The sequence below is a fragment of the Nonomuraea zeae genome, from assembly GCF_005889725.1.
Lineage (GTDB): Bacteria > Actinomycetota > Actinomycetes > Streptosporangiales > Streptosporangiaceae > Nonomuraea > Nonomuraea zeae.
In genome coordinates this window covers 1-4832 of record NZ_VCKX01000510.1, presented here as the reverse complement: position 1 = coordinate 4832, position 4832 = coordinate 1, and the positions used below count along the sequence as shown (strand labels likewise).

The following is a 4832-nucleotide window of genomic DNA, read 5'->3' as shown; positions in this document are numbered from 1 at the left end:
TCCCGGATCGTCACCACCCCCGCCCGCCCGCGGCCTCGGGTCTCCCCCGCCTCGGCGAGGTCACGCCGGTACGCCTCCAGCGCGAGCCGGGCGCCGTCGGCCGCCTCCTGCGGCACCTCGACGCCGAGCGAGCGCAGCGTCACGGTCACACCGTAGACGCGCCGCTCCACCGTCGCAGGAGCCTTGCCGTCGCGGCGCAGCCACAGCACGAACCCCGCGAACGAGCCGATCGTCGCCGCCCGCTCCGGGATGCGCAGCTGCGCGGCGTAGCGCTGCCAGGTGCGCCAGTCGCCCGCGTAGTTGCGTTCGGTGTTGCGCGGCTTGCGCACGTGCCGGGCCGTGGCCTCGTCCAGAGCCGGAAGCCCGGCGAGGAGCTCGGCGTCGAGCTCGCCGCCTTGCGGCGGGACGAGCTCAGCCGTCACGTCTGGCCTCGTCTGTCGTCACGGCGGTAGTCGCCGACGACCGTGCCGCGGTGCCAGACCTGCGCCGCCTGATACAGGCGGTCGACTCGGGCGACGTACGCCTTGGCGATGAACTCGGCGTCCGACTGCGAGGCCGGCCAGCCGATCGTCGACCAGCCGAGGGTGCCGTCCTGCTGGGCGGACAGCGCAGCCACCTCGTACAGATCCACACCCGGGACGGGACCGGCGGGACTGTAGACGGGCAGCGGCACCGCCTCGTCCAGCGGCTCGCTTCGCGGAGGGCCGAACCGGTACACATCACTGTCGCGACGACTACTCACGTTCGTCTCGCTTTCAGGTGGGGGGAAGTGGATCAATTCTGACCCGCGATAAGGGAACTTATCACCGACCAGTCCGCGAATACGGGCGTGCGCAAGCGACCTTGCCAGGGGGTCGTCAGGCCGCCGTTCGAGGGCCCCTTCGCGGGGACCGGCGCGCGCGGCCTTCTGGCGACAGCAGAGCGCCCCCACCTGCGGGAAACAGGTGAGGGCGCATGCGTGGTGTCCGGCCGGGAGTGCCCGGAGGCCGGTCTACCGGCCGGGGAGCTCGCGGACCAGGCGGGAGCTCCACGGGCACCAGTGGCCGCCCGGCAGGAAGGCGCCGCCGGCCTCGTCAAGGTGGTCTTCGAGGTACTGGATGCTGGAGTCGCAGACCTCGATCGCCATCTCGAAGAAGTCGATCGTGTCGGGCTGGAGGTGGTAGCTCCACCTGGCGTTGTAGGCGACGGGACGCTTGACGATCCGGCCATGGACGTGAACGCGCCAGGTTTCGTCGCCGCTGAGGATCCTGCGGGCGTGTGCGATCTTGGCCTCGTCGGTGAGCTGGATGACGAATCGGGGATAGCCGTTGGTGTCGGTGAACTCGAAATAGGCTTCGCCGGCCGCGTGGGCGGGGGTCGCCGTGGTGAGGCCGAGCATGGTCAGCGAGACGAGTACAGCAATGATCTTGTTGAGGGCGCGTGGCATGGGGGGCACCTCCGGTGCTCGGGGTCGCATCCTGCAACCTCTAGCCACTGATTGTAATCGACTGACTCCATAAAGTGATGAGACTCGTGGGGGAAGGGCCCCTGCCCGCCCTTCCTCAGAGGGCGGGCAGGGACGTCTACACCCCCACGAGCAGCAGCTACCCGCCGCCCCTGGGCCAGTACTCCTCGCCCATCGGGGCCACCCCGGAGCCCTTGGGCCAGTACTCGTTGCCGGCGGCTGCCGGACCGGCGGCCAGGAGGAGCGTGGCCGCGGCCAGCGCTCCTGCCGTGAGGGAAAGGGAGAGCTTCTTGAGCACGGTTACCCTCCGCTGTTTCGGTGGTTGAGTCGCGACGCACGCTAGGCAAGAGCGATTCAGGTTCGCTATGAATCCGCTATGAACCGGGGAGCACGCCTGATCAGGCGTGCTGTACTCCACTCTTCAGGGCGCGCATCAGGCACCGTCACGAACGCGCCGGCCGCGCCGCCGGAGATAGGGTGGGGTTCGCACCCGCCGCCGGCCGAGTCCGCGCCCGGTGCGAACGCCCCGCCGCCGCACCTTCCGCCCGGGGCCGCGTACGCCCCCAAGGAGCCGCAGCTCCTCATCCACGGGGCCACCCATCCGAGAGACCGCCGCCGCGCCACGCGGCGGCCCCGACATGCCCGGAAGTGATCCATGAAGCGTTTCATCCTCACCGGCACCCCCGGAGCCGGCAAGACCGCGATCCTGCGGTGGCTGGAGAACGACGGCTGCACCGTCGTGGAAGAGGCGGCGACCGACGTCATCGCCCTGCGCCAGGCCCAGGGCGAGGCCGAGCCGTGGACCACGCCGTCCTTCACCGAAGACATCGCCGCCCTGCAGCGCCGGCGGCAGGAACGGGCCGCGGCCCTGCCCGGCGACGTGCAACTCTACGACCGCTCGCCGATCTGCACCTACGCCCTGGCCACCTACCTCGGCCACCCCGTCGGCCCCGCCCTGGCCCGCGAGCTGGACCGCATCCAGGGCGAGCAGATCTACGACAGGACGGTCTTCTTCATCGCCAACCTCGGAATCGTCACCCCCACCGGCGCACGGCGGATCACCTTCGAGGAGTCGCTGCGCTTCGAACGGATCCACCACGACGCCTACGCCTCCTTCGGCTACGCCTGCGTCCAGATCTCCCCCGGTGCGCTGCCGGAGCGGGCGGCGGAGATCAGGAAACGGCTCGACACGGCATCATGACCATCAAGGGACGCCCTGCGGTGGGAGGACGATGTGGAGCTTCTGGTACGGCGGCTGCGCGAGGCCGGGTTCCCCGCCCGGTCCGTACGCCGGGTGACAGGCGGAGTCGTGGCCACCGCGGGCCTGGCGACCCTGGCCGACGGCTCGCAGGTCTTCGCCAAGACGCTGGAAGGCAAAGGCGCAGGCACAGGCACGGGCACGGGCACAGGTGACGGTGACGGCGAGACCGGCGGCGGCGACGTGTTCGAGATCGAGGCCGAAGGACTGCGGGCGTTACGCGAGCTCGGCGGCGTCGCGACACCCGAGGTGCTGGCGGTGCGCCCCGGGCTGCTCGTCCTCCAGCCGCTCGCGCCCCGGCCGGACGGCGACGCCCGGTTCTGGGAAAGGCTGGGGCACAGCATCGCCACCCTGCACGCCACCACCGCCACCGGCCGCTTCGGCTGGCATCAGGACGGCTGGCTCGGACGCGTACGCCAGCACAACGCCTGGGACACCGACGGCCACGCCTTCTACGCCCGGCACCGCATCCTGCGCTGGCTGCCCGAACCGCTGGTGGAGGCCGCGTTCGGCAAGGAGGACCGGCAGGCTGTCGAACGGTTGTGCGCCGCGCTCCCCGACCTGATCCCGGACATGCCGCCGGTGCTGACCCACGGAGACCTGTGGCGCGAGAACGTCCTGTCCCGCCCCGGCGGGCACCCCGTCCTGGTGGACCCGGCCGTCTCCTACACCTGGGCGGAGGTGGACGTGAGCATGCTGTGGTGCTCCACGCGGCCACCCGCCTCCAACCGCTTCTTCGAGGCGTACGCCGAGGTGCTGCCCCTGCGGGACGGCTGGCGCGAGCGCGCGCCGCTGCTGAACCTGCGCGAGCTGCTGAGCACGATCGCCCACGATGACGATCACTGGGGCGCGGCCCAGGCCGTCCGCACGATCATCGCGCCTTTCGCGCGCAAACGGTGAAACCCCGGCAGCCCAGGCGCACAGCAGGCGCCACGGGGAGACGCCGCATCGGCTGGTGGCGCCGGGACGCGGACACCCCAAGCGACGTCCCAGGCCGGACCGCCTGGACGCGCGGGCGAGTCCTGGCCTCGGCCGCCATACTGGCAGGCGCGCTGCTGGCCTTTCCCCGCCTCGTCCCCAACACCCCCGGCAATCTCGGCAGCCTGCTGGAGACCTTCCTGCCCTGGACCGGCCTGGCCGTCCCCGTGCTGCTGGCCCTGGCGCTGCTGCGCCGCTCGGCCACCGCGGCCCTGGCCGCCGTCCTGCCCGCGGCACTGTGGGCAGGGCTCTTCGGCGGGCGGCTGTTCCCCGCCGGCCCCCCGGCGGCTCACGACCTGACCGTGCTCCAGCACAACGTCAGCGACGACAACCCCGATCCGGCGGGCACCGCGCGAGCCCTGGCCCGGACCGGCGCCGACCTCATCGCACTGGAGGAGCTGACCCCCGCCGCCCTGCCCGTCTACCAGGCCGTTCTCGCGCCAGGCCATCCCCACCACACGGTCGTGGGCACCGTCGGGCTCTGGTCAAGGCATCCCCTGACGGACTCCCGCCCGGTGGACATCAAGCCCGCGGCCGCCGGCGCGGACTGGAGCCGCGGGCTGCGCTCCACCGCGCGCACGCCCTCCGGCGACCTGGCCGTGTACGTCGCCCACCTGCCCTCGGTCCGCATCCGGCTGCCGGACGGGTTCGGCTCCGGCTGGAGGGACGAGAGCGCCGCCGCCCTGGGCGCGGCCCTGGCCGCGGAGAAACGGGACAGGGTCGTCCTGCTGGGCGACTTCAACAGCACCCTCGACGACCGCGGCCTGGACCCGGTCCTGTCCCAGATGACCCCGGCGCGGGAAGGGTTCGGCTTCAGCTGGCCCGCCGCCTTCCCCATCGCCCGGATCGACCACGTCATGACCCGCGCGGCCACTCCGGTCACCACCTGGACCCTGCCCGCCACAGGCAGCGACCACCGCCCGGTCGCGGCCCGGATCAAACTCTGACATCCGCGAAAAGAGCGCGGCGAGCCGGATGCGCGAGCCCGCACACCAGGCGCACACTGCCAGCAGAACGTCCAGCGCGCCCGGCCGGGCGTCCGGGGAGCGGGAGGCGCGATGGCCAGGAGCTCGGCGACCAGGCGCCTGCTCACCCTGATCGTGGCCGTCCTGACGGCCGCCCGGTGCGGCGCCGCACCACCCCCGCCGTCCC

Annotated in this window: 6 protein-coding genes and 1 pseudogene; 3 read left to right on the top strand and 4 right to left on the bottom strand. The window is 72.1% G+C overall.

Annotation, left to right across the window (positions count from 1 at the left end; genetic code table 11):
- The 4 genes and pseudogenes from ETD85_RS60190 to ETD85_RS64190 all read right to left on the bottom strand — a co-directional run.
- Positions 1-422 (bottom strand): annotated as a pseudogene (locus tag ETD85_RS60190) (hypothetical protein); the annotation flags it as partial.
- Complete coding sequence (locus ETD85_RS60185) at positions 419-742, bottom strand: hypothetical protein (protein ID WP_138698746.1); 324 nt, start codon at positions 740-742, stop codon at positions 419-421. The gene ETD85_RS60185 and the pseudogene ETD85_RS60190, both read right to left, overlap by 4 nt.
- A gap of 249 nt (positions 743-991) precedes the next feature.
- A complete protein-coding gene (locus ETD85_RS60180) occupies positions 992-1426 on the bottom strand; it encodes a BP74-related protein (protein WP_170247466.1) in 435 nt (144 codons plus the stop codon).
- A 157-nt stretch (positions 1427-1583) separates the two neighbouring features.
- Positions 1584-1742, bottom strand: a complete 159-nt coding sequence (locus tag ETD85_RS64190) for a hypothetical protein (RefSeq protein ID WP_170247465.1) — start codon at positions 1740-1742, stop codon at positions 1584-1586.
- Between the two features lie 357 nt (positions 1743-2099).
- On the opposite strand from ETD85_RS64190, the gene ETD85_RS60175 reads away from it, so the two are divergent.
- Genes ETD85_RS60175 through ETD85_RS60165 form a run of 3 tightly spaced genes read left to right on the top strand, consistent with a single transcriptional unit; the run spans position 2100 to position 4627 of the window.
- Positions 2100-2645, top strand: a complete 546-nt coding sequence (locus tag ETD85_RS60175) for an AAA family ATPase (protein WP_138698745.1) — start codon at positions 2100-2102, stop codon at positions 2643-2645.
- 33 nt (positions 2646-2678) lie between these two features.
- Positions 2679-3602: a fructosamine kinase family protein gene (locus ETD85_RS60170; protein WP_138698744.1), complete on the top strand. Its 924-nt coding sequence runs from the start codon at positions 2679-2681 to the stop codon at positions 3600-3602.
- A gap of 47 nt (positions 3603-3649) precedes the next feature.
- Positions 3650-4627, top strand: coding sequence for an endonuclease/exonuclease/phosphatase family protein (locus ETD85_RS60165; RefSeq protein WP_138698747.1), 978 nt, complete (start codon positions 3650-3652; stop codon positions 4625-4627).
- Positions 4628-4832: the final 205 nt, after the last annotated feature.

Bases quoted from the DNA above. Each gene is read 5' to 3' on its own strand.
- ETD85_RS60180 (WP_170247466.1), bottom strand. From the start codon at position 1,426: ATGCCACGCGCCCTCAACAAGATCATTGCTGTACTCGTCTCGCTGACC.
- ETD85_RS60175 (WP_138698745.1), top strand. From the start codon at position 2,100: ATGAAGCGTTTCATCCTCACCGGCACCCCCGGAGCCGGCAAGACCGCG.